Source organism: Mesorhizobium sp. ORM8.1 (assembly GCF_053005525.2).
This window is the reverse complement of sequence record NZ_JBRKPX020000002.1, coordinates 58,395-82,884: the sequence shown is the minus strand read 5'-3', so window position 1 is coordinate 82,884 and position 24,490 is coordinate 58,395. Positions and strand designations below refer to the sequence as shown.

General features: G+C 58.9%; 20 protein-coding genes and 2 pseudogenes. 14 read left to right on the top strand and 8 right to left on the bottom strand.

Translation table 11 applies throughout. The annotated features are described in order from the left end of the window. Nucleotides 1-7 precede the first annotated feature (7 nt). The gene (locus ACVDG8_RS37245; RefSeq protein ID WP_447250616.1) at nucleotides 8-712 is read right to left on the bottom strand and encodes an ABC transporter ATP-binding protein; all 705 of its coding nucleotides are present in this window, start codon (nucleotides 710-712) and stop codon (nucleotides 8-10) included. Continuing rightward, a complete protein-coding gene (locus ACVDG8_RS37240) occupies nucleotides 702-1,457 on the bottom strand; it encodes an ABC transporter ATP-binding protein (protein WP_447250678.1) in 756 nt (251 codons plus the stop codon). Before ACVDG8_RS37240 ends, ACVDG8_RS37245 begins: the two co-directional genes overlap by 11 nt. A 185-nt stretch (nucleotides 1,458-1,642) precedes the next feature. Between ACVDG8_RS37240 and ACVDG8_RS37235 the strand changes: the two genes are divergently transcribed. From ACVDG8_RS37235 to ACVDG8_RS37220, 4 genes and pseudogenes are all read left to right on the top strand, one after another. Continuing rightward, nucleotides 1,643-3,682: a hydantoinase/oxoprolinase family protein gene (locus ACVDG8_RS37235; protein ID WP_447250615.1), complete on the top strand. Its 2,040-nt coding sequence runs from the start codon at nucleotides 1,643-1,645 to the stop codon at nucleotides 3,680-3,682. Beyond that, nucleotides 3,679-5,294, top strand: a pseudogene (locus ACVDG8_RS37230) (hydantoinase B/oxoprolinase family protein). Before ACVDG8_RS37235 ends, ACVDG8_RS37230 begins: the two are co-directional and overlap by 4 nt. A gap of 82 nt (nucleotides 5,295-5,376) precedes the next feature. Continuing rightward, complete coding sequence (locus ACVDG8_RS37225; RefSeq protein WP_455707910.1) at nucleotides 5,377-5,970, top strand: amino acid synthesis family protein; 594 nt, start codon at nucleotides 5,377-5,379, stop codon at nucleotides 5,968-5,970. Continuing rightward, the gene (locus ACVDG8_RS37220) at nucleotides 5,967-7,148 is read left to right on the top strand and encodes a serine hydrolase domain-containing protein (RefSeq protein ID WP_447250612.1); all 1,182 of its coding nucleotides are present in this window, start codon (nucleotides 5,967-5,969) and stop codon (nucleotides 7,146-7,148) included. Before ACVDG8_RS37225 ends, ACVDG8_RS37220 begins: the two co-directional genes overlap by 4 nt. Nucleotides 7,149-7,212: 64 nt before the next feature. On the opposite strand, the gene ACVDG8_RS37215 is transcribed toward ACVDG8_RS37220, so the two are convergent. Continuing rightward, nucleotides 7,213-8,256 carry a histone deacetylase family protein gene (locus tag ACVDG8_RS37215; protein ID WP_447250611.1) on the bottom strand — a complete coding sequence of 348 codons (1,044 nt, stop codon included), beginning with the start codon at nucleotides 8,254-8,256 and terminating at the stop codon, nucleotides 7,213-7,215. Nucleotides 8,257-8,585: 329 nt separating this feature from the next. Here ACVDG8_RS37215 and ACVDG8_RS37210 point away from each other — a divergent pair, with 329 nt between their 5' ends. After that, a complete protein-coding gene (locus ACVDG8_RS37210; RefSeq protein ID WP_447250610.1) occupies nucleotides 8,586-9,350 on the top strand; it encodes a maleate cis-trans isomerase family protein in 765 nt (254 codons plus the stop codon). A gap of 312 nt (nucleotides 9,351-9,662) precedes the next feature. Here the strand turns inward: ACVDG8_RS37210 and ACVDG8_RS37205 are convergent, their stop codons facing one another. Then, a complete protein-coding gene (locus tag ACVDG8_RS37205) occupies nucleotides 9,663-10,409 on the bottom strand; it encodes a maleate cis-trans isomerase family protein (RefSeq protein WP_447250609.1) in 747 nt (248 codons plus the stop codon). A gap of 177 nt (nucleotides 10,410-10,586) precedes the next feature. Here ACVDG8_RS37205 and ACVDG8_RS37200 point away from each other — a divergent pair, with 177 nt between their 5' ends. The 9 genes and pseudogenes from ACVDG8_RS37200 (at nucleotide 10,587) to ACVDG8_RS37160 (ending at nucleotide 19,579) form a co-directional block, all read left to right on the top strand. Beyond that, entirely contained in the window at nucleotides 10,587-11,789 is a 1,203-nt protein-coding gene (locus ACVDG8_RS37200) for an ABC transporter substrate-binding protein (protein ID WP_447250608.1), read from the top strand. Beyond that, on the top strand, nucleotides 11,790-12,578 hold the full coding sequence (locus ACVDG8_RS37195) for an SDR family NAD(P)-dependent oxidoreductase (RefSeq protein WP_447250607.1): 789 nt from the start codon (nucleotides 11,790-11,792) through the stop codon (nucleotides 12,576-12,578). Nucleotides 12,579-12,738: 160 nt separating this feature from the next. Then, complete coding sequence (locus tag ACVDG8_RS37190) at nucleotides 12,739-13,839, top strand: NAD(P)/FAD-dependent oxidoreductase (protein ID WP_455707909.1); 1,101 nt, start codon at nucleotides 12,739-12,741, stop codon at nucleotides 13,837-13,839. A gap of 365 nt (nucleotides 13,840-14,204) precedes the next feature. After that, nucleotides 14,205-14,402: pseudogene (locus ACVDG8_RS37185) on the top strand (hypothetical protein); the annotation flags it as partial. A gap of 8 nt (nucleotides 14,403-14,410) precedes the next feature. Further along, nucleotides 14,411-15,499, top strand: a complete 1,089-nt coding sequence (locus ACVDG8_RS37180) for an aspartate aminotransferase family protein (protein WP_447250606.1) — start codon at nucleotides 14,411-14,413, stop codon at nucleotides 15,497-15,499. A gap of 15 nt (nucleotides 15,500-15,514) precedes the next feature. Beyond that, complete coding sequence (locus ACVDG8_RS37175) at nucleotides 15,515-16,693, top strand: aromatic ring-hydroxylating oxygenase subunit alpha (RefSeq protein ID WP_455707908.1); 1,179 nt, start codon at nucleotides 15,515-15,517, stop codon at nucleotides 16,691-16,693. A 120-nt stretch (nucleotides 16,694-16,813) separates the two neighbouring features. After that, nucleotides 16,814-17,260, top strand: a complete 447-nt coding sequence (locus tag ACVDG8_RS37170; protein WP_447250604.1) for a flavodoxin domain-containing protein — start codon at nucleotides 16,814-16,816, stop codon at nucleotides 17,258-17,260. A gap of 246 nt (nucleotides 17,261-17,506) precedes the next feature. After that, complete coding sequence (locus ACVDG8_RS37165; RefSeq protein WP_455707907.1) at nucleotides 17,507-18,550, top strand: hypothetical protein; 1,044 nt, start codon at nucleotides 17,507-17,509, stop codon at nucleotides 18,548-18,550. A gap of 78 nt (nucleotides 18,551-18,628) precedes the next feature. Then, entirely contained in the window at nucleotides 18,629-19,579 is a 951-nt protein-coding gene (locus ACVDG8_RS37160; RefSeq protein WP_447250601.1) for an IS630 family transposase, read from the top strand. A gap of 87 nt (nucleotides 19,580-19,666) precedes the next feature. Here the strand turns inward: ACVDG8_RS37160 and ACVDG8_RS37155 are convergent, their stop codons facing one another. From ACVDG8_RS37155 to ACVDG8_RS37140, 4 genes are all read right to left on the bottom strand, one after another. After that, nucleotides 19,667-20,431 carry an IclR family transcriptional regulator gene (locus ACVDG8_RS37155; RefSeq protein WP_447250600.1) on the bottom strand — a complete coding sequence of 255 codons (765 nt, stop codon included), beginning with the start codon at nucleotides 20,429-20,431 and terminating at the stop codon, nucleotides 19,667-19,669. Nucleotides 20,432-20,708: 277 nt separating this feature from the next. Next, a complete protein-coding gene (locus ACVDG8_RS37150; RefSeq protein ID WP_447250599.1) occupies nucleotides 20,709-22,160 on the bottom strand; it encodes an amidase in 1,452 nt (483 codons plus the stop codon). Between the two features lie 137 nt (nucleotides 22,161-22,297). Next, the gene (locus ACVDG8_RS37145; protein ID WP_447250598.1) at nucleotides 22,298-23,203 is read right to left on the bottom strand and encodes a LysR family transcriptional regulator; all 906 of its coding nucleotides are present in this window, start codon (nucleotides 23,201-23,203) and stop codon (nucleotides 22,298-22,300) included. A 283-nt stretch (nucleotides 23,204-23,486) separates the two neighbouring features. Next, nucleotides 23,487-24,410 carry a hypothetical protein gene (locus tag ACVDG8_RS37140; RefSeq protein WP_447250597.1) on the bottom strand — a complete coding sequence of 308 codons (924 nt, stop codon included), beginning with the start codon at nucleotides 24,408-24,410 and terminating at the stop codon, nucleotides 23,487-23,489. Nucleotides 24,411-24,490: the final 80 nt, after the last annotated feature.

The following is a 24,490-nucleotide window of genomic DNA, read 5'->3' as shown; positions in this document are numbered from 1 at the left end:
GCTTCCGTCAAACAGAAAGGAATTGGTGGAGGCGATCAAGATTGCTTTTCGCCTCCTCGTTGGAGATGACCTGCTCGATCTTGCCTTGTTCCATCACATAGTGACGGTCCGCAACCGACGTGGCGAAGCCGACGTTTTGTTCGACGAGCAATATGGTGAAGCCCCTCGCCTTGATCGCGTGGATCGTTCGGCCGATCTGCTGGATAATGGCCGGCGCCAAGCCTTCGGTGGGTTCGTCCAACAGAAGCAACTTGGCTCCCGTGCGCAATATCCTCGCCAAAGCGAGCATTTGCTGTTCGCCGCCGGAAAGTTTCTTTCCGCCGCTCTCGAGCCGTTCCTCCAGGTTCGGGAAAAGCGTGAAGATTTCATCCTGGGTGAGACCGCCTTCGGCAACCACGGGAGCCAGGCCCAGGTTCTCCTTGACAGTCAACGAGGCGAAGATGCCGCGTTCCTCAGGGCAGAAGCCTATGCCCCTGCGCGCTATGAGATCCGGCCGGATGTTGCGGATCTCCTGGCCGCGAAATCTTATGCTGCCCGTCGTTCGTCCCGCCAGGCCCATGATGCTTTTGAGCGTCGTCGTCTTTCCCGCTCCATTCCGTCCCAGCAGGGTAACGACCTCACCCTCTTCTACCTCGATGTTGACGCCCTGGAGGATGTGGCTTTGCCCATACCAGGAATTGAGGTCCGCGATCTGTAACATGTCAGGCCCCATCCGACCCCAAATAGGCGCCGATCACCTCGGGGTGGAAAGAGACGGTCTGATAATCGCCTTCAGCGAGGATCCTGCCGCGGCTCATCACCGTGATCCAGTCGCTCAACCCCTGCACGACGGCCAGATTGTGCTCGACCATTAGGATGGTGCGGTTCTTGCGGATGCGCTGGATCAGCCCGACGACCAATCCGACATCGGCATGGGACATTCCCGCCGTGGGTTCGTCCAGAAGCAGCATTTCCGGATCAAGGGCCAGTGTAGTCGCGATTTCGAGCGCGCGACGCCGTCCATAAGAAAGCTGTCCGGCCGGTTCATGGGCATGCTCGGACAGACCGACCTCGGCCAGAAGTTCTTCCGCCCGCGAATTGTAGGTGTCGAGCACTTTCTGCGACCGCCAGAAGTCAAAGTTTTTCCCACGGCGGGCCTGAAGCGCTAAGCGCACATTTTCTAGGCATGTGAAATCGGGAAAGACCGCCGAAATTTGGAAGCTTCGCACCATTCCCATCTTAGCGACGTGAGCCGGCGAGAACACGGTTATATCCGCGCCGTTGAAATGGATGCTTCCGGAGGTCGTGGGCAGAAACCGCGTCAGCAAATTGAAGCACGTGGTCTTGCCGGCGCCGTTCGGGCCGATCAGCGCATGAATCGATCCGCGCTTTATCTGCAGGTCAAGCCCTTGAACGGCGGTAAAGCCGCCGAACCTCTTGGTCAGGCCCTTGGCTTCCAAGATGATGTCATTTGCCAGGGTCATCGTTCTCCAATTCAATCGGTTTCCAGATGTCCATTCCCATATCGGATAGTACAAACTTGCGACAACCGCCATAGCGCAAACGTTTATGTCCCATAAATTGGGATTAGTTGTCCCAATTTATTGACACCGTCGCCCGATCTGCGCATGGTGCCGTGGTTTACAAAGTATGGGAGAACGGTTTGGAGCGTTGGCAGGTTGGGGTCGATGTCGGCGGGACATTTACCGACGTTGTTGCGGTCGACCCGAAAAGCAATGCATTTCGGATCGGCAAGGTGCCGTCCACCTTGGACAATCAGGCAAAGGGCGTTCTGAACGCCTTGCAAAGCATCGACGTTCCCCTGTCGAGCGTCGCGAGCATCGTGCATGGCACGACGGTCGGCACCAATGCCGTTCTCGAACGCAAGGGTGTGGCCTGCGGGATGATCACCACGCAGGGCATGCGCGACGTGATCGAGCTTGGCCGCCGCACGCGGCCAAACAACTACGGCATGACCGGTTTTTTCGAGGCTCTGATACCGCGTGAGAACCGTATCGAGGTGCCCGAACGCATGGGCGCCGATGGCCGCCCGGTCGTGCCCCTGGACGAGGCCAAGTTCATCGAAGCGGTCGAAACGCTGAAGCGCAAGGGCGTGCCGGCGCTGGTCATCCACTTCCTGCACTCCTACGCCAATCCCGAACATGAGCGCCGCGCCGCCGAAATCGCGCGCGGCATCTGGCCGAACGAATTCGTCTCCGTGGGGCATGAAATCCTGCCCGAGGTCCGCGAGTTCGAGCGCGGCTCGACCGTCGCGATCAATGGCTACATCCAGCCTTTGATGCACCAATATCTTTCGTCGCTCGAAAACCAGCTGCATGAAGGCGGCTACAGCGGTGACCTGCTGGTCATGCAGGGCAATTCCGGCACCATTACTGCCAAGGGCGCCTCGCAAAGCGCCGCGCAGACCGTCATGTCGGGGCCGGCCGCAGGGGCGCTGGCGGCCGCGCGCATATCGATGGATGCCGGCATCCCCAACATCATTGGCTGCGACATGGGCGGGACCAGCTTCGAGGTCGTGCTCATCCGCAACGGCGAGCCCAACATCTCCGCCGAAAAGGACGTGGCCTACAGCGTCCCGATCCGCGTCCCGATGATCGACATCCACACGATCGGCGCGGGCGGCGGGTCGATTGCGCGCGTCAACGGCGCGGGTATCCTCCAGGTCGGGCCTGAAAGCGCGGGGTCGTGGCCTGGGCCCGTCTGCTACAACCGTGGCGGCACCGAGCCGACGGTTACGGACGCGAACCTGATGCTCGGCCGACTGGACGTCGATTCGATCGCCGGCATCAATCGGTCGGCGCCCATGGAGTCCGTCAAAGCGGCGCTGCTTGAAAAGATTGGCGAGCCGCTGGGGATGGATGTGCTGGAGGCGGCCCAAGCCGTCATTTCCGTCGCCGTCAACCATTTGGCCGCCGCGATAAGACTGATGACTATCGAAAGGGGCGAGGATCCGCGCGACTTCGCCATCTTCGCTTTCGGCGGCGCCGGCCCGGTCCATGCCGTCGGCCTTGCCGCCGAACTGGGCATCCCCAAGGTCTTGGTGCCGCGTTTTCCGGGCGCCAATTCGGCGTTGGGATGCACATTGGCGGATTTGCGCCATGACTATGTCCAGACGATCGGCAAACCGTTGCTCGAGATTGCGGATGCCGACATCGACGCCATCTTCGCCGCGCATTTCGCGCAAGGAAAAGAGCTGATCAGGGCAGGGGGCGTGGACGTCCTTGACATCACCGCAACCTATGAGGCCGACCTGCTTTTCAAGGGCCAGACGCACACTTTCCGGATGCGCATCGATAGTCCCGGCCTGGACCGGCGCAAGGTTCTGGACGACTTCATGCGGCAATACCGGCAGCGGTTCGATGTCGAACTCACGGATATGGTTCCTGTCCTGGCCAACGCACGCACGACCGTCCGGGGCGTGCGTCCGACGCTTGGCCTCGACCTCTTCAGGCCGGCGAGCGACTTGGCGCTACCGACAGAGAAGGCCATTCGCGACGTGTTCTTCGACGGCAGCTTCCACAAGACCAAGATTTTCCGGCGGGAGCTGCTGCCGGTGGGATATTGTGTGGCCGGCCCAGCCATCATCGAGCAGTTCGACACTACGATCGTGGTCGACCCGGGCGCTAGCGCGACGGTGGATGCCCATGGGAACCTGGTGATCACCGTCGGAGAGAAGCCATGACCTTATCGCCCATCATGTTAGCCGTCATTCAAAACGGGCTGAAGCAGGTCGCATCCGAAATGGACATTGCGCAGGAGAAAACGTCGTTTTCTCCTGTCATCTCCGAAGGCCGCGACCGCGCCAACGGCATCTATCATCCCGAGACGGGCGAAGTGATCGCACAGGGCGAAACCGGGCTTCCGAGCTTCGTCGGCTGCATGCAGTTCTCGACGCAGGCGGTCATCGCCGCACGCAAGGATATTGAAGAAGGCGACATCATCCTCATCAACGACCCCTATCTGGGGGCACGCACTTGATGGACGTTAAGCTCGTCGCGCCGTTTTTCTACAAGGGCAAGTTGTGGTGCTATCTGTCCAATACCGGCCACTGGCCCGACATCGGCGGCATGGTTCCCGGCGGCTTCACCAGCACCGCAACCGAAATCCAGCAGGAGGGATTGCGCATTCCTCCGGTCAAGCTCTATCGCCGCGGGGTGATGGACGAGGACATTTTGTCCCTCGTGCTGACCAATATCCGGGTCCCGGAAGAACGTGTCGGCGACTTGCGGGCGCATGTCGGCGCCTTGAAAGTGGGCGCCAGACGCCTGACGGCTTTGCTTGATCGATACGGGGCCAACGTCGTTTCGGAAGCGACCGTCGAACTCAAGGCGCGGTCCGAGAGGCTCATGCGCCACTACATATCCTCCATACCGGATGGCGAGTATTCCGCCACGACCTATTGCGATGATGACGGCGTCGGCAGCGAAAAGCTTGCGGTGCGGCTCATAATGAGGGTCAAGGGAGACAAAATCGACTTCGACCTTTCCCAGTCGAGCCCGCCCTGCAAGGGGCCGATGAATTGCCCCGCCGACCTGACGACATCCGCTGTCTATGTCGCAATGAAGCATATCTTCCCAGATGTGCCCATCAATTCGGGCTGCTTTGTTCCCTTGAACGTCGAAAGGCCGGTCGGCACCTTTTTGGACGCCACGTATCCGCGTCCATGCGCGGGGGCGGCCGGTGAGGTGTCGCAAAGGATCATGGAAGCGGTCTTCGTCGCCATGGGACAGGCTATCCCTGAAAAAATGTTCGCCTCCCCTTTCGGCACCGTCGGCAATCTAAGTCTCGGCGGATTCGATCCCGACGAGAACCGGCAATATGTCATGTACATGTTCGTCGGCGGCGGACATGGCGGTTGGTGGGAAACCGACGGGCTTTCCAATGCCTGCTCCACGGTGGGTATCTCCAAGACGACGCCGATCGAAATCATAGAGCGGCACTATCCCGTGATTTTCGACGAATACGCCCTTCGCCCCGATTCAAGCGGACCGGGTCGCCATCGCGGCGGTATGGGCGTCAGCTACAAGGTGCGCCTTCTGCGCGGCGAGGCGACGGCGTCGTTCATCATGGATCACGGCACGGTGGGCGTTCCGGGGCTACTTGGAGGTGGAGAAGGCCGCTGCAACGAGATCGAAGTGTCGCAGGGCGGCGTCGTGTCCGTGCCGCCCCATGTTTCGAAGGGTAGCAATTATGTGCTTAAACCGGGCGACTTCCTGCAGGTCCGCTCGCCAGGAGGAGGTGGCTACGGCAGCCCTTCCGAACGGTCCGAGGCCGCCATCCGGCAGGACCTTTGAGAGGTTATTCGACGGCGGGACGGGTCAAGGCCGACTACGGATTGAACATCGAAGAGCTCGACACCGAAAGGGCTGCAGCAGAATGATCGACATAAACATCCGCAAGATTCAGACAATCGTCGAGTGCACCTACCATGATGGCGGGCCGTCGCGCGAAGAGCCGCGCCGCCGCGCTGCCGCGCTGGCCGTCGTCAAGAACCCGTTCGCCGGAAAGTTCGAGAGCGACCTCATACCTTTCATGGAGGCGCTCAAGCCGCTCGGGAAGCGGCTTGCGCGCGAGGCGATCGAGGCGATCGGTCTGCCAAAAGACGAGATCGACCTTTACGGCAAAGGTTCGATCGTCGGCGTCGGTGGTGAGTTGGAGCATGCCGTCCTGTGGCACTCTCCGGGAGGGGCAGGCCTTCGGGCAGCCCTGGGCGGGGGCACCGCCTTCGTTCCCGGCTGCCAGAAGATGGGCGCCGCAGGCGCCACTCTCGATCTTCCGCTCGGAAATATCGACGATCAATATGTGCGCAGCCACTACGACGCGATTTCGGTGATGATCTCGGACGCGCCGCGGCCCGACGAGATCGTTTTGATCGTCGCATACGCCTCCGGCGCCCGTGTCCATGCAAGGCTGGGGGGCCAACCGCCGAACAGGCAAAGGCAAAGAGATAGAGGCCTGGCCACGTCATGAAGACCATCTCGACATCGGTGGCCGCTCGCAGCGGCCCATTTCCGCTCGCAGGATCCTACGCACCCGCCTTCGAGCATGTTTTCAATGTTTTCCGCAACAATTTCAAAAAGGATTTGGAACTCGGTGCTTCCGTTTGCGTGCTTTACCGTGGACAACCAGTCGTCGATCTTTGGGGCGGATACCGGGATGCGATCGGCGGATCGCCCTGGGAAGAAGACACAATCTGCTGCACCATGTCGATTGCAAAAGGAGTAACGGCGCTCTGCATCCACCTTCTGGTGGAGCGCGGCGTCCTGAAACTGGACATGCCGGTCGCGGAATACTGGCCGGAATTCGCCGCCAACGGCAAGGAGAACATCCTGCTCGAATGGGTCCTGGACCATCGTGCCGGACTGCCGGTGGTGACCGATCCACTCTGGCCTGGCGCGGTCTTCGACTGGACTGCGATGACCACAGCTCTGGCCCGGCAGGCGCCGGTCCTCAAGCCGGGAGAGGAGATGGCCTATCACACCCGTACCTTCGGCTTCATTCTCGGCGAAGTTATACGCAGGGTCGCGAAGCAGACCGTGGGAGAATTCCTTGCTTCCAATCTGGCGAAGGGGATCGATTTCCGGATCGGGCTGAAGGATGCCGACATCGCACGTTGTGCGACAATAGAGTTGGAAGAAAGCAAGGCGACGACGACGCTAGCGCCGCCCACGGAGCTTGTTCGTCTCACCAACGTGCAAATGCCGCAACCCAACGATCTGAACGCCGAAGCCTATCGGCGTTCAGAAATCCCGTCGAGCAACGGGCACGGCAATGCGCGTGCGATTGCCGTGCTTTATTCCACCCTCATCGACGGCACGTTGCGCGGCGAAAAATTGCTGAGCCGGAACGTACTGTGCGAAGCCACCAAGGAACGGCACCAGCTGCGGGACGTGATGCTGAACCGCGCGTGCCGGCAAGCTTCGGGATTTCTCCTCAACACGCCCGCGACCTTTGCGATCGGCCCGAATGCATCGGCGGTAGGCGTCAACGGCGCGGGCGGGGCGCTCGCCTTTGCCGATCCGCTGACGGGGCTCGCATTCGGTTACGCCCCCAATCGGCTGCATGCACCGGGGCTCATTGGCCCGAGCAGGCGGGCTCTCGACCTTGTCGACGCCATGTATCGGTCTATCAGCCAAGGCTTTTCATAAGTCCATGAACGGCTCTTAGCTCTCTTGCCCGGCATCTTCCGGACATGCACCGACCGCTTGGCGATCACGCAAGAGGCGACGCCACAGCGAAGGCGTCGAGGAAACGCTCCAGCAGTCCGCCGATGGTCTCGAGGTTGTAGCCACCTTCCTGCACGATCGCTGTCGGCAGACCAAGTTTGCCGATCGCTTCGCCCGCATTGGCGAAACCGTCGTCCGTGACGGAAAGGAAGCGCATGGGCTCGTCCTGGTGTGCATCGAAGCCAAGACTGACAACAAGGGCCTCGGCACCACGCGCCTTGATCGACGCCACGGCTGCGTCAAGCGCTTCGAGCCATACCGCGTCGTCCGCGCCGCGCTTTAGCGGCATATTCAAATTGTATCCTGCTCCGGCGCCGATGCCCAGCTCATCGCTATGCCCCGTGTACCAAGGGTAATACTCGTCTGGATTTCCATGCAGCGACACGCAGAAAATATCCGAGCGTTCCCAAAAGAGACCTTGCGTGCCATTGCCGTGATGGGCGTCGATGTCGAGGATGGCGACGCGCGCCGCCCCTGCGGCCCGAAGGCGTTCGGCGGCTAGGGCTGCGTTGTTGACGAAGCAAGCGCCGCCGGCGCGCGCGCGGTAGGCGTGATGTCCCGGTGGCCGGATGAGGGCGTAGGCGGAACGCCCCTCGCACGCTTCGCAGGCCGCGCCGAGCGCGCAGGAGGCGCTTGCAAGAATCGCCGCCCAAGTATCGGCGGTGAGGGGACATGAAGCGTCGAAGGTGTACCATCCAAGACGGCCGACGATGCCGGTCGGAATACGACCCGTCGTCCGCATCTCGATGCTGGGATGAACGTTCGCAATCAACTCGGGCGCAGCATTGGGAAGTTCCATCCAGGCTGCCGGCGCATCGCGCAGAAAATCCAGATAGGCCGCGTCGTGCACCGTTTCGAGCCATGCCCGCGGCGCTTCAGCGGGCACGGCTATTTCCAGACCCAATTTATGGCAAGCGCCAAGCAGCGCCGTCGCGCGGCGTGGTACATCGGCAAACGGCCTCAACTCGCCCGTCTGGAGCCCGACGCGCGGGGCGTACAAGAGCTGACTTTCATTCCAGCAGACTTTCATGCCGAACTCCCGATTGATTGTTATTGTAAAGACCGGACGTCAATTGCCGCCTCCGCCTGAAGAATTCCTTGCCGCCATCTCATGTCGGTGAGCGTTCAGCCAGCAGCATCCGTCGGCGGCGACGCACCGAGCTCCAACGCACCTCGTCGCTTTTCGCCGGGGCGCAGCGTGGGCGGGTTGGCCACACGTGTCAACTTTCGGGAACGTGTGTCTCATTATTCGAGATGACAAAGCACGCGAAGCTTGACCTGCCAAGCTATTGTATTCACTGTTACCTGCAATCTGCGCCGTAATCCGCATATTGTCTCGACGATGGGTAAAAAAACATCATGTCCGGAACGGTCCCGAAAGCCCTGCTGGTCGTCCCTGCCAACAGCTCGACGATGCAGCCCGAATTGGTTGCAATGTGCCCTGAACTGGCGCCGCTTCCCGTTGCCCGCGTCGAGCGGGGAACATCCTTGCTGAGTCTGGAGACTTTGCCGCAATACACGACCAATACGCTCAAGGCTGTCGAGCCCTTCGTAAATGACGGTGTCGACTACATTCTGTATGGATGCACCGCTGCGGGCTTTCTGGCCGGGCCGGAAAAGAATGCCGAGATTGTCGAGCGGTTGACAGCGATGACCGGAGCGCAAGTGGTCAGTACCGCTGACGCAATGGTGTCCGTAATGCACGATGCCAACGTTGCCAGAACCGCCGTGGTTTCGCCCTACATGGACGAGGTGAACGATCGTCTGTCCGCTTATCTTCGTAAATCGGGAATCGAGGTCGAAAGGCTCAACAGCTTTCGATGCGGCACCGTCGAGCGCCTGATGGCGGTGAACGAAGATCAGGTCTATGAGAAGGTCAACGAAACCGTCACGCCTCAAACGGAAGCGATGTTCATCGCCTGCGCGCAGCTTCCCACGCTTGGGATCATACCCAGGTTGCGCCGGGAACTGAATTTGCCGGTCTGGTCATCGATACTTTCGACGGCCATATCTTACGCGGTAACCGCCGCTCGCAATGGCTGGCAGTCGCCCCTTCTGTCCAACCGATCTTTGATCGACGCAGCCCGATGGCCGCCTGAAGGCCTGTCTTCCTTATATCGTTGAGGCGGCGCAGATATGCTGGTGGTTGACGCTAGGACGCGCGGGCACCGCTGCTTTCTTGGGAGCGCCACGATCAACCGCAGGTGTGTCGCCGCAAGGCGCCCATACCCCGCAATTTTGCAAGGTCGACGATCTCCTTTTCAGCGCCGCATGATTGACCAGAGCATCGAAGGCGCGGCATTTCGATCCGATTGAGGCCGCGACCGTGGCGTTTCTCCTTTGTCAATGGCAGCGAACGCGCGAAACCTTCAAATGGACGTGTCGGCTCGGTGCAGTGATTGATAAGCAGCCGGCTGCCAAGACGTCGGGGTAGCTTCAGGACAAGAGTGTTCCAAAGCCGGAGAGGCTGACGCGTTGGCCAAGGGCCTTCATGATGCCCCAAAAGGTAACCTGGTTGCTGGTGAGCACAGGCTTTCCCAGCTCCTTCTCCAGATCGCCGACAGTCTCCAGCGCGCGCAATCCCGTGCAACTTATGAAGATCGCCTCGGCATCGGGATGATCGGCGCGGCGCGCAAGTTCCATGATTTCCGGATGCCGCACTTCCACGATCCTGTATCCCGAATAGCCAAGGCAAGTGCTTGAAACGACGGCGAAGCCGGCTTGGGTGAAAAAACGTCCCTCCGCCTCCGTCACGTCCGCCGGGTAGGGCGTCGCCAACGCCACGCGCTTTACGCCAAGCGAGCGGAGCGCATCGACCATCGCAGCCGACGTAATGACGACGGGGCAATCGAGTTCCTCACGAATTACTTCCTCCAGCCGCGCCAGGGCGTCCTGGCCGTCGAGGAAGGACGCAGCCGTGCAGGCATAGGCGGCGACATGCGGCTTAACGGAGGCAAGCAGACGGGCGGCGTTTTTTAATTCGGAATTCATCCCCCTCAAATCGTCGGCGGTCGTCTCCTTCATGTAAACGCGGGTGGAGTGGAACGAAATGCCCTGGGGCGCCATCCACACGCATTCGGGCTCGATGAGGTCGTTTAAGGCAGGGACGATAAGACCGACCCGTTGGTTACCGCCATGAGGATTAAACTGCACGTGGAACTCCCTTTGTCGGCGATCGGCCACACGCCGTCGATTTAATCACCGGCAATATACTGGCTTCAAATCACGCTGACAATCTCATTTATTAGGACGATATGCGCGAAAAAATGGGATGGTCAAAGATCATCTTTTGACGGATGATAATCACGGCACGCAACAGCGGCCATACCGATTCAATCTATCGTGAGGTGGGAGGCTTGGATGATCAGTCGGCGAAAATTGTTGCAGGCAACTGGGTCCCTGGCGTCGTTGACCGCCTTCGGCGCCCCGGCATTTGCTCAATCGAAACCGATCCGCATCGGGATCATCAACGGTCAAAACGGATTTTCCGCCGATTATGGCGGCATCGGGTCGGTCGAAACCGTTAAGTTCGCGATAGAGGATTTTGGCAAACAGGTGAACGGCCGCCCGATCGAGTTGCTCGTCGCCGATCACCAGGACAAGGCCGATATTGCCGTTGGCGCCGCGCGCGAATGGTACGGTTCTGGGGTGGATGCGATCTTCGGCATCGCCAATTCGGCGGCTTCGCTGGCATTGAAATCAGTCGCTGAGCAATTCGACAAGCTTATCGTGCATGTGGGAACGTCTACAGGCGCGCTGACCGGCGCGTCCTGTTCGCCGAACGGCATCCAATGGGATCTTACGACCTATACCCAGTCGAACGGCATGCTGACGCCTCTGGTCAGGTCCGGCAGGAAGACGTTCTTTCTCATCGTCGCGGACTACGCCTACGGGCACGCGATCGAAGCCGACGCGACGAAAGTCATCGAACGCGAAAAAGGGCAGGTGTTGGGATCGGTGCGCCTGCCGACCGATTCGAGCGACTATTCGTCATTTATCGCGACGGCGATGGCGTCCGGCGCCGATGTCGTCTTCGTTGCGATGTTCCCGGTCGTTACCGTGTTGAAGCAGGCGGCGGAATTTGGAATGAACCAAAAGCAGACGGTGGTCTCGCCGGTAGTTTCGATCGTTGACATCAACGCCCTTGGTTTGCCGGCAGCACAAGGTTTGCAAACGGTGCAAAGCTGGTACTGGGACTTAAACGACGACACGCGCGCCTTCGCCAAACGCTTCATGGCTGTTCGCAATCGCGCGCCGACGGACTTCCAAGCAGCGAATTATTCCGCAGTCACTCATTACCTGAAAGCCGTGCAAAAGACGAATTCGACCGAGGTGAAGACAGTGGTCGAAGCGATGAAGGCTATGCCGGTGAAAGATCTTTTCACGGATCACGGACAGATCAACGAGGCCAACAAGATGGTCTTCGAGCCATACATCATGCAGGCTAAGACGCTCGAGGAATCGAAAGGTCCATGGGATTTCTTGAAAGTCGTCACCAAGATCCCTGCCGACGTAGCATTTCCCGATCCCAAAACGGTCGGTTGCCCGATGGTGAAGGCATAAATGGCAAGTCAGCGCGTAAAGATGGCAGGCATGCTCGAGGGAAAGGTCATCGTCGTTACCGGTGGAACGTCGGGAATTGGGCGAGTTTCAGCGCAGTTGTTCGCTTCCCTGGGCGCTTCGGTCGCCGTCACGGGGCGCAACAGGGATGAAGGAGAGCGTGTCGCCCAAGACATTAAGAAGACCGGCCGTGAGGCATTTTTCGAGGCTGCCGATGTGACGGATTGGGAAAGCGTGCGCCAGATGAGCGACCGCTTCCTCCGGCATTTCGGCCGGATCGACGGTCTTTTTGCAAACGCAGGCGTGAGCAGGCTGCATCGTCCCTTGATCGAACAGGACGAGGAAACCTGGGACAAGCTGATCAATACCAATCTTAAAAGCGCCTTTTTTTGCCTGAAGGCGGTTTTGCCCGCCATGTTGGAGCGGAAGAGCGGCGCTGTCGTGTTCAACGGCTCCATCCTGGCCGACGTCTCTTATCCGGGATCGGCCATCTATAGCGCCAGCAAAGGCGGCCTGGTCGCATTCTCGCGCGGGGCCGCAGTCGAGCTGGCCAACAAGGGCATAAGGGTCAACACAATCAATCCTGTGACGACGCGAACGCCGATGACGGAGCCCGATTTCGTTGACGCGCCCGACGGAAGCCGTAGCCATCCGTTCGCGGCGAAAGTGCCGATAGGGCGGGTCGCGGAACCGGAGGAGGTCGCCAATGTGGCCGCGTTTCTGCTGTCAGATGGCGCCTCTTATGTGACGGGCCAGTCGATTGCGATCGATGGCGGATTCAGCATCCAATAGCCGAAGAGACGCCTAGGATTGAAGCGATGGTCCCGACGGTGCGCCGCTTGCGGCGTACCGCATCTGGTGCTGGGTCTCCTTCCAAGCGATGCGCGTGGAATGCTGTGAGACCAACACACGGCAAAACTTACCCATACGGATTGGTGCGAGTGATTGATCGATGCAGACATTGGTGATTGGAGCGGGCGTCGTTGGATTGGCGATTGCACGTGCCGCCGCGCTCGCCGGACATGACGTCATTGTCGCCGAGCAAGGGCCACGGATCGGCGAAGGCATTTCATCGCGCAACAGCGAAGTCATCCATGCGGGTATGTATTATACTTCGGGCACCCTTCGCGCGGCCATGTGCCCGCCCGGCAATCGCGCGTTGCTTGCGTTCTGTTCAGAGCGAAACATTCCGCACCGTAAATGCGGCAAACTTATCGTCGCGGCGAACGAGGCCGAGATGGCGCGCGTTGAAGCGATTTTCGCCCAGGGTCAGCGTAATGGCGTCGAGCATCTGCGGCTGATCGAACAACAGGACGCCAAAGCACTCGAGCCGGAACTGCGATGCGTAGGGGCGTTGCTGTCTCCGGAAACCGGTATCGTCGATAGTCATTCCCTGATGCTGACATTCCAGGGCGACATAGAATCGTGCGGGGGAGCAATTGTCTTTTTGACACCGGTCGAACGGATCACACGAAATTCCCAGGCCTGGACGGTCGCCTTCGGTGGCGTTGAGCCGGTCGAACTGGATTTTGACGTCGTGATCAATTCGGCAGGGCTTGGCGCTCAAGCCATCGCCGCCGCTTGCGAGGGTTATCCGGCCCATCGGGTTCCTGCGCTTGTGCTGGCCAAGGGCAATTATTTCAAATACACAAACCGCGCCGCATTCTCACATCTTATTTATCCAACGCCGGTCGATGGTGGGCTCGGCATCCATGCAACCCTTGATCTGGGCGGCGGCATGCGCTTCGGCCCGGATGTCGAATGGATTGACGCGGAAAACTTCGAAGTGGACGCCAAGCGCGCCGACAGCTTCTACGAGCAAATCAGGACGTACTGGCCGAGGCTTGAATCCAGGACGCTGGTGCCGGACTACGCCGGCATCAGGCCGAAACTGTCCGGCCCTGGCCAGCCAGCTGCGGATTTCCTCATCGATGGGCCGGCCGATCATGGGCTCCCCGGCCTGGTGCATCTGTTCGGCATCGAATCTCCGGGCCTGACATGCGCTTTGCCGATCGCCTCCGAGGTCATGCGTCGCCTGGACATGGCGCAGTGATCGTGGGCCGGCCATCTGTCGCAAAGGACACCGGTGGGGAACTGGGTTTGGGGACGCCGCGCGGCGCTTTGACCGGTCGGATTCGATGGCGGATGACGGACCTGGCCCGTCGAAGAAAGCGAAGAGATATATGGCGTCGGAAAAGCCACACGCGCGTTATTTCTGCATCCGCGGGGTTTGGATCCTTGCGTGAAGGCATGTCCCATTCTTTGAGACTGCGGGATACCCCGAAAGTTCACCGGCTCTTCATTTCGAAATCCCATTTTATGGTAATTTGATATCCCAAAATTTGTTGACATAGTTGTGCGGCAGGGTCATTTTGACTCCCGTTTCAGCTCCCTAAGCGGCCGGAGGCACTTTTGAATATGTCAGATCTTACGCTAGAGCGGCCGGGCCAGCAGCTTGACAGCGAGCTGAAAGCCATTGCCGCCAAGGTGCTTCCCGGAGGCGGGTTTGGCAACATGGCCTCCGACCTCATCCTGACGGCTGGTCGCGGCGGACATGTTTGGGACGCGGAAGGTCGAGAATACATCGACTATCTCATCGGCTCCGGACCGATGTTCCTCGGCCATTGCCATCCGGAAGTCGACGCCGCAGTGAAGCGGCAGGTCGAGTCGGGATCGACTTTTTTGCCAATAACGAGCCGGGTATCCGCCTGGCCAACGAGATCGTGCAGGCTGTCCCGTGTGCCGAGAAGGTCCGCTTCACGACCAGCGGGTCGGAGGCCGTGCTCTACGCCTTGCGGATCGCCCGGGCCTATACCAAAAAGGACAAGATCCTCAAGTTCGAAGGCGGCTACCATGGAATGAGCGACTACTCGCTCATGAGCCTGGCGCCGAAGCAGCTCGTGAATTTCCCAAGGCCGCGGCCGGATTCGCCCGGTATTCCCCGCGTCCTTCAGGATGAGGTCATCGTCGCGCCTTTCAACGACCTCGATACCGCAGCCAGCCTGATCCGGGAAAACATCGACGATTTGGCCTGCGTCATCGTTGAACCGTTCCAGCGTTTGCTGCCGCCGCGGCCGGGCTTCCTGGAGGGACTGCGGGAGGTCACTGCTGAACTGGGCATCGTGCTTATCTTCGACGAGGTGGTGACAGGATTTCGTTTCGCCTATGGCGGTGCGCAGGAATATTACGGCGTGGTGCCGGATCTGTGCACGCTGGGCAAGATCATCGGCGGCGGTTTCGCGCTTGGCGCGTTGGCGGGCCGGACGGAGATCATGGCCCACTTCGACAAGTCCGCCGTCGGCGAAGAAGGGTTCGTGACGCAAATTGGAACGCTTTCCGGAAGCCCTGTGGCCTCCGCGGCAGGTCTTGCCTCGCTTGAAATCCTCAAGCGGCCCGGCGCTTACGACCAGGTGTACGAGAACGGCAGAAGGTTGATGGGGGCGCTGTCGGAAATCATCGAGTCGGCGTCGTTCCCCGCGCAGGTTGTCGGTGAGCCGTTGCTGTTCGACGTCGTCTATACGTCTGGTGACGTATCGGATTACCGCACCTACATAAAGGGCGATGCCGCTTTACAGAAATGCATAAACAAGCTCATGCGGGCGGAAGGCATTTTGAAGCCGGAATCGAAGTTCTATATGTCGACGGCGCACACGCCCGACGACATCGACCGGACGATCGATGCGTTTAAGTCCGCATTGAAGCAGTGCAGCTGAAGGAGAATGACACCCATGGATGAGCATATTCTTTCCGAGACGCACACGCACGGTTACGAGGGCGTCCGGCGTCCAATCGATAGGTCCCGCCACGTTCCGGGAGAGATCTACAGTTCAGACGAGATCTACCAGCTTGAAATCGAGCTCATCTTCAAGAAGGAGTGGATCCATGTCGGCCGCGTAGAGGAACTCGCGAAGCCGGGCGACTATCTCACGGTTGAAATTGTCGGCGAGCCTATCATCGTCACCAGAGACCGTAAGGGTGACCTGAACGCTTTCTACAATATGTGCGCCCATCGCGGTGTGGCGGTTGCCGAAGGCGTGGGCAACACCCGTGCCTTCCTCTGCCCCTACCATGGTTGGGTCTATGACTTGCAGGGCAAGCTGAAAGGCGCCGCAGGCATGGAGAAGTCGAAGGATTTCGACGCCTCGAACTGCCGCCTCCGGCCGGTTCGGGTCGACACTTGGCGTGGCAACATTCTCGTTTGCCTCAGCAACGAAACGGCTCCGTTGTCCGATCTCATCGCGCCGTTCGAGGAAGAGTTCGGGATCCTGCAAATGGACCGCTGCAAGATCGGCAGCAAGTTCGTTGTCGACCTGGAATGCAACTGGAAGTTTGTCCATGAGAATTTGATGGATTTTTATCACGTCAATATTCTGCATGCGAAATCATTTGGTTCAAATTTCACCTGGAACGACGACAATTGGCGGCTTCGTCCCAGGGGCGGCAACTCCATGAGTTACGAGGCCGCGCCGACAGCGCCCGGTGCCAAGCGGCTTTACCCGAAGATGCCGTGGTTGGAAGACAAGGACGATGCGTTCTCGGTATCTGGCTATATGTGGCCGAACTTCTCCGTATTTGGCCGCATCGACAGCAACCGCGTTTTGGTTGCCATGCCGCTAGGTCCGAAGCGCTGCCGGTTCACCGTCTATTCGCTGTTCCCGGAAGATTTTTTCCAACTGCCCGACATCGACGAGTCGTTCAGGATCACGGAAGATTTCCTGAAAATCATTTTCGATGAAGACCGGAGCATGGTCGGATCGATGCAGCGCGCAATGCGGTCGCCGACGTATGTGCCGGGATCGATGTCGGTCCATGAAGTGCCGATCCAGCACTTCCTGCAATATTACGTCGACCAGATAATCGAGCGCCAAGCCGCCAGCAAGAGCACTCCGGCTTTAGCCACGGCTTAAGGTCTCGAAGCAAATGCGGTCCCTGCACCGCGACCTGTTAGTGAACTGCGCCTGGCGATCTAGGCGCGGTCCGCAAGGAAACATTGAACAACACATGGCCTGGTTTTCTGGAGAGCGAAGGTGACCGGGATCGCGATCCTTGTTGCAAGCATGACTGGCACAGCCGAAATTGTCGCAGAGGATATTTCGGTCCATCTTGGCGATGGCCAGTCCGAGATACGACTCATGGACGAGGTGAATGCGTCGGACTTCAGCTCGTTCGATCGGCTTTTGATCGTGAGCAGTACATATGGCGACGGCGAGGTTCCCGACCCTGGTAAAGCCCTGTTCGAAGAACTGAAGGCCGGGCGGCCCGACCTCAGCCATATCGTTTTCGGCGTGATTAGCCTTGGGGATATGCGCTACAAGGATACGTTCGCGTGGGGCGGAAAGCACTGGCAGCGCCTGTTGCAGGAGCTTGGCGCCACCTCGGCGGGGGATCCCATGACCATCGATGCGTCCGGAGAACAACCCGATTTGCAGGCTTGGGCGGACAAATGGATGGAGCAGTTAAAAGCTGTCGCTTAGGTGGCTTCAACTAACGAATAATAGTGCTGGAGCGCGGAAGCGGGATGAAGCAGATAGCGATCGTCGGGTCCGGGCCGTCCGGCTCCTATTTGGCCGATATTTTGTCGCGCGGCCTGCCGCAATCGAGAATTGATATTTTCGAACGTTTGCCCATTCCATTCGGCCTCGTGCGTTATGGAGTGGCAGCGGACCATCAAGGCACGAAAAATGTAATAAACGTGCTTGGCAGGGCTTTGGAAAAGCCCAATGTCCGGTTCCTGGGGGGTGGAAATCGGCAGGCATATATCAGTCGCCGAACTTTGCGAGCATTACAACGCCCTTATCTTGGCGACGGGCATGAACAAAGGCCGCCGCCTCAAAGGCAAAGGTTTCGACGAAGCGAACAATGTTACCGCCTTCGACCTGGCGCGCTGGTACAACGGTCATCCCGACGCAACGGCTCCACTCGTCGAGCCATCTGATATTCGCTCGATCTGTATCCTGGGTAACGGCAATGTCAGCCTGGACATAGGCCGGTTCTTCGGGAAGACGACAGAGCAGCTGTCGACAACCGACATTCCGGAAAACGTGTTGCAGTGGCATTCCCGGTTGCACACCGAAAGAATTGAAATCATCGGCCGCGGCTCTCCCCTTCACACTCGTTTTTCAAAGACCGAGCTTTCAGAGCTTCTGGAATTGACGGACTTTCAGGTCCAAGTGGCCATCGAGCCGTCGGAACCTTCTCCCGCGGATGGCAATATCGAAGCGTGGAATCTGTTGCAGGCCGCCGCGCAGCAGGCGCCCAGCGCGCGCAAGCCGCTTTGTTTGCGCTTCGGCACCCGTCCGCTTTCCTATGAAGGCGGAAACCTGATCCTGGACGATGGCGGCTCGATAAAGGTCGATCTCATCGTGCACGCCATAGGGCAGGATATAGAACCACTTGAGGGCGTGCCGTTCGATTCGGCTGTCCGATGCATCGCGAATGTGGAGGGCCGCGTCGAGCCCTTGCCAAACGTTTTCGCAACCGGTTGGGCGGCGGCTCCTCGCTTGCCGGCGGTCATTCCGGCGCAACGCATCGCCGCGCAGAAATTGGCCCCGGCGATTCTTCAGACCGTCAATGCCGATGATCGGTCATTCGATCTCGATATCGTCGACGCGCTTCGGGGTCGTGACCCCGAGTTGCGCGTTTTCACATGGACTGACTGGAAGAAGTTGAACGAGGCCGAAATCGAGAACGGCCGTTCAGCCAACCGCCCACGCATGAAGTTTTCGTCGCACGACGACATCAGGTCGGCTCTCGACAAGAGCTAAAAGCACGTCGCGATTTAAGGGATTCAGGATTCCCCTTGATTTGAGTTCATGATTCATTGCGGTTGAAAGGAGACCGCGATGGGCAAGCCGCTACCGCTTGAGTTGCGTAGGCGTGTTGCTGCGTATGTCGATGAGGGACATGGCCACCGCGAGGCTGCGCGCCATTTCCGTGTTTCGCCTCGCTTCGTGAACAATCTGATCAACCTGCGCCGGCAGACCGGTTCGCTTGAAGCGCGTCGGCAGGGTCATATTGGCGGCGGAAAGCTTGAGCCGTATGCGGAGTTTGTCCGCTTGCGGTTGGCCGAGACCGGCGAGTTGACGCTGGATGAGCTTTGCGTCGAGTTGGAGGAGCGTGGGGTGAACGTGCACCGCTCCAATGTCGGGCGCCTGCTCCAGCGCCTGGGGCTCAGTCATAAAAAAACTCTACAGGCCAGCGAGCAACAGCGGGCCGACGTGCGCCAGGCGCGTGAACTATGGATGGGGCGGCAAAAGCGCTTCTTCAACAAGGCTTTGGCGCGGTTGATCTTCATCGATGAGACGTCGACCAACACCAAGCTGACCAAACGCACAGGCTGGGCGCCGAAGGGCGAGCGCTTCAGGACGCATGCACCATTCGGCAAATGGCAGACGCAGACCTTTATCGCCGGGCTGCGATGCCACGGTCTTGTCGCGCCATGGATCGTCAACGCGCCGATGAATGCCGCCATCTTCGAACACTACGTCGAAACGCAGCTCGCTCCCGAACTGTCGCCCGGCGATATCGTCATTCTCGACAATGTCGGCTTCCACAAGAACGAGCGCGCCGCACAACTGGTTCGCCAAAGGGGCGCCTGGCTCCTGTTCTTGCCGCCATACTCGCCCGATCTCAACCCGATCGAGATGGCCTATTCAAAACTCAAGGCACGGCTGCGAAAGAAGGCGGCCAGAACCTTCGACGCACTCTGCCAAGCTCTCGGCGATATCTGCCACCTGTTCGAGCCGGCCGAATGCAGAAACTTCTTCAAAGCTGCCGGATATGAGGCCAATTAATCGCGACACGCGTAGGGCCTTTTCAGGTTGATGAACAACGAAAGACTCCAGGCGCCCGCGCGGGCGACCATGCCGAGTGGGGATCGCCTAGGGATTGGAGCGTTTCAGGATCCGCGCGAAATCTGCCTCGAACGAGCGCAACACGTTAACGAACAGGGGAATTTTCTTGGCGTGAAAACGGTCGCCCGGCGCCTCAATCGATATTGCACCCAAAGGCGCGCCGTCGGCATCCCTTATCGGTATGGCAACGCCATGGATACCGCTGTAGATCTCGCCATGTGAGACCCCATAGCCCCGCCTCGAAATCATGGAGAGCTCTTTCATAAGCTGATTTCGGTCGGATATGGTATTGTTTGTCACTCTCCGAAGTTTTTTACGATCCAGGATTTTCAGAATTTCGTCCTGCGGAAGACATGCTAGAATGCATCGCCCCGTGCATCCGGCATAAATCGGAAACGGCTTGCCAAGATCCGACAGCGCTTTCAAAGCATGGGCGGTTTCGCACCGGTCAACATAGATGACGCTGACGCCCGACCGCAGGCCAAGCAACGCCGTCTCGTCCGCCTGTTCTGAAATCTTCTGAAGGATCGGCGATGTCTGGAGTCGGAGCAGCGGATTCAATACATCGTACTGGATGCGGCTGTTGAACCATGGCCCAAGCGAATATAACCCCTCATCGACCCTTTGCAGCAGGTGCCTGGATTCGAGGGTGGCGACGAGCCGGTAAAGCGAACTGCGCGGAACTTTTAGCGCTTCGACGGCCTCTCCGATGGATATCAGGTGTCCCGGGGTTTCGAATAGATCGAGAAGGTTCAGCGCCTTATCGATCATTTTCAAATGCTGATCCGGCATCAGCGAGGTCCTTTCATTTTGACCAGTCGTCAATGGCGCCACCAAGAGCCACCGGCCTTGTTATGTCAGCGACCCGAATTTAGCAACAGATACAAAGCAGCGTAGACCCCTATAGGCCGACGAACCTTCCCGAATTTATCTGGGCCGCGAAGGACTCTGATCCAATGCAGCATTCGAGGTGCGGTGTATTATCGCATAGACAATATCGCCGATACATCAGCACGGGCGATTGAATGCTACCTACCGTCACACTGGCTGAACCAGCCCGACCACGCCGTCAATGTTCATCTACGCGTGACGATGCGTGACTGTGTTTTTCGGCGGGCTGGATCATTGGCGGATGAAACAGGCCGCCCCGGTGGCTTTCCAGAGCCCGGCCGATTCTAAGGGCCATTGGGTCGGCATAGCGCCGTACAATGACCTGCAGTGAGACGGGAAGTCCGCTTTCGCGTCCGATCGGCAGATTCAGCGCCGCGAAATCCATGAGGTTCGCAAGTCGGGCGAAAATGCCAAACGGCGCGTCAGCCTCGTGCGCGCCAAGGCTGGCTCTTGCCGTAATAGGCGAACCGGGGAGCAGCAAAGCGTGCGCGTGCTGGAAGTGGTCGTGGAACTCGATCTGATATAATCGGCGTATCTCGATGCATTGGAGGTATCTCGAAACATCAATATTCTTCGCACGGGAAATCCGGGCCGCGACTATTGGATCCACGAGACTTTCGGGGGCCTCGATCATGGCGCCGAAGCGATGCCACATCTCCGCGCCACTTATATCGTCGGCCACGGTGATATAATCTTGCAACGGGCGCGGCAGCTGACGTTCCTCTATGGTTGCGCCGATCGCAGCGAGATCGGAGACGGCAACATAGAACTGGTCGAGGATCGCAGGCTCCGCGGCAAGCATAGCATCTCTTGGCGGGACGCAAAAGGTCAGCCCGGAAACACCTTCGTCTAAGGCTCCAAGCGGGTCGACGATTGGTGCCCCGTACGTCGCCGGATCGCCGGCGTCCTCGCCCTGCAGAACAGCCAAGAGATGGGCAGCATCTTCGACCGACCTCGTTATCGGACCGATGCTGTCGAAGGTGGGAGCAAGCAAGAATGTCCCGTTACGCCCTATGAGGCCGACCGATGTCTTCAGTCCGATCACGCCGCATAAAGCCGCCGGGTTGCGGACAGATCCGCCGGTGTCCGTTCCAAGCGCCACCGGAACGAGGCCGGATGCGACTGCGACGGCGGATCCGCTTGAAGATCCACCCGGAACGCGGTGCAAAGTCAAATCGTGCGGGTTCACAGGCGTCCCAACGCTCGGATTCGTGCCCCAGCCGCTGAACGCCAATTCAGTGGTATGGGTCTTGCCAAGCAGAACCATGCCTTGAGCCACAAGACGGCCGACCACCGTCGCGGTCTTATTTGCCGGTTGCCCCTTAACGGCCTTCGATCCGGCTTTCGTCGCCATGCCTTTCACGTCGAAAAGGTCTTTTGCGGCAAAAGGAACGCCGTCCAGCGGCCCCTTCAAGGCGGCGTTCTCGCGCCTGTTGTCCGACGCCCTTGCCGCGGCCAGAGCGCTATCGGGACAGACCGATACGAATGAGTTCAAAATCCCGTCGGATGCTTGTATCCGGGTTAGAAGATCCTCGACGATTGCCTGCGAGGTCAGCTCACCGGCTTCCAGACGACGGCTGAGCTCTGAGGCCGACATGAAGGCGGCGTCTTCTTCGAGCTTGAGAACCACTGATTGAGTCCCGACTGAATCCTCGGACAATGTCAGCCATATCACGGCAGCACCCAAGATACCACGCGGTCTCCGCGGCACCTTTGCGAGCCGACATTTCCTCGACGGACGTTGTTGGCTTGTCAGCCGACCCTGCCCTAGTGCCGGTAGGCCTGCGACTCGTCAAGAAGCCAGGTTCTGAATTTCCGTGCCAAAGGCTTTTTCAAAGCGCTGGGTCTGTAATCGAGGTAGTAGGCGCGCGGCACGGCCATCCGCGGATCAAAGGGCGCCACCAGTTTTCCCGACTCCAAGAGGGAGCGAAGGACTGTCGTCGACCCCATGAGCCAGCCCTGACCGCCGACCGCCGTGTGAACGGTCATGCCAGGATCTTCGAAATACAATCGTCCGCCCCTGAGCAAACATTCGAAATTGGAAATAAAGCTGAGGTCGGACCACCAATCGTGGCTTCGCTCGCACAGCAGAACACCTTTTTGAAGCCTATTGGGGTCTTCTCGCGAATACTCCTCATCGCTCAGATAGGGCGAGCAGAGCGGCATCAGATCTGAGCGAAAAACGATCTCGCCGCCGTCGACCGTACAGGTGGCGTCACGCGGCTCGATGCTGATGACGTCACGATCGCTCCATCCTATAAGCTCGGGCGAAGACGTGCCGACATAAATACGCCCGTCCGGGTTGCTTCTCAAAAATTCGCGTATGCGAGGAGCAAGCCAAAACTGGGAAAATTGGGAGCTGATACGAAGGTAGAGCGACTCGCCGGCCCCTTCCGCGTCACCTCTGATTTCGTCGGCGGCCTGCTCGATGCCGTTGAATGCCTCAGAGGCGGCCCGAAGCAATTTTTCGCCTGATTTTGTCAAGCTGATCTTTGGTGAGTCCCGCTCGAGCAACTGTATTCCAAGTTGCTCTTCCAGCCATTTTACCTGATGGCTTACCGCACCTTGAGTGACGCACAACTCTTCGGCTGCATTGGTGAAGCTCTGATTGCGGGCGACCGCTTCGAAGCTGCGCAAACTGGTGAGAGAAGGAATCCTACGGCGCCTAGCCATGGCCGACCCACATACAAGAATGTTTTGCTACTCAATAGCACGCAGGCGAGATTTAGCTTTTGTATGTCCCCGCGTACCGTTCCCATGATCAGGTTAGCGGCAAGCCGCCCCAGTGTCAATTACAGGCCCCGTCTGTCAACTTTCGCCGAATCAGCCGGCAGCTCGCTGTGACAGTCGTACAATGCGTGGAAAAGGACGATCCGGTTTCCATGATGATTACATCGGCTTTTGAAATGGAAGCGGTGTTTTTGCATGCGAGGCTTAACTTGGCGCTTGCCACCCTTCAAGGGCAACTGGCCCAGCCGACCGAGGTCAGGTCGGAATTCTCGTTTTTGGTCCATACCTCCAGCTTGATCCTTTCGTCGTCCGGCGAACGAACCGTCATACCTTCGCACGCGATTTTCTCATTGTGATAAACCGGCTTGAGATAAACGTGCTCGATCGTTCCGCCGTACAACCAGCTTTCGCCGAAGAAGTTCGCAGCCATCTCGCTCAGCCAGCAGGTTTGCATCAACCCGGCGAGAAGCGTGTCGCGGTATCCGCCTTCAACAGCTCTGTCGACACTTGTGTGAATGTTCACCCATTGCATGTCGCAGCCTGAAAAGACGGACATCTGGTCCTGATAGGCGCGCTTTCCGAGGCCCTTGATGGGGACAAGCTCCGGCATTCCCTTGTACGCGCGATCCGCCGCCGGAGTTTCCGTCGGCAGCGTGCCGGCAACCCGTCTCGCCGGCGCACCGCCAGCCTCGGCGCCGCCGTCGTAATTTTCCGATACGCGCATGATTTCGGTGCATATCTGGCTCACCAGCATCTGACCGGAGACAGCATCGCGTGCTTCCGCCTCGTAGACGACGTAACCTTTGCCCCGCCTCACATATTTGTCGCTGAAACGTCCCTCATAGACCATCTTGGTCCCGACCGGAACCGGTCGGTGAAACCGAACCACCTCCCGCTGATGAAGCCCCATCATGCGTGCCGGATCGTAATAGAATCCAATCAACAGATGGAGGTCTCGCAAGATCATCGCTGACGGAACGACCCGTTGGCCCAGGGAAGGAAATTCCTGCGTATACCAGCTTCTATAGTCATCCAGGGCAAACATGCCTTGATGCAGGAAGCGTTCGTCGGCAACGACGTGGCGAGGACCAAGCGTCTCGCCAACGGAAACGGAATCGAAGGTCGGTTCTTTCAGGCGCAGATTGATCATCGGCTGTCTCCAGGGCTTCGTCATTGTCCAGTGCCCTGGGACGCACCCCGCCGCCCTTGGCACCACGCATCATTTGTACC